1 rRNA gene is annotated in these 309 nt (G+C 54.7%); it reads right to left on the bottom strand.

Going from position 1 to position 309, the window contains the following annotated elements:
• A 16S ribosomal RNA gene (locus KZZ06_RS22880) occupies positions 1 to 309 on the bottom strand; the annotation flags it as partial.

Genomic DNA, 309 nt, shown 5'->3' on the forward strand with positions numbered 1-309 from the left:
CTTAAAGTGCTTTACAATCCGAAGACCTTCTTCACACACGCGGCATGGCTGGATCAGGCTTTCGCCCATTGTCCAATATTCCCCACTGCTGCCTCCCGTAGGAGTCTGGACCGTGTCTCAGTTCCAGTGTGACTGATCATCCTCTCAGACCAGTTACGGATCGTCGCCTTGGTGAGCCATTACCTCCCCAACTAGCTAATCCGACCTAGGCTCATCTGATAGCGCAAGGCCCGAAGGTCCCCTGCTTTCTCCCGTAGGACGTATGCGGTATTAGCGTCCGTTTCCGAACGTTATCCCCCACTACCAGGC

Origin of the sequence: Sulfitobacter sp. CW3, assembly GCF_019392245.1 — a bacterium.
Taxonomy (GTDB): Bacteria; Pseudomonadota; Alphaproteobacteria; order Rhodobacterales; family Rhodobacteraceae; genus Sulfitobacter.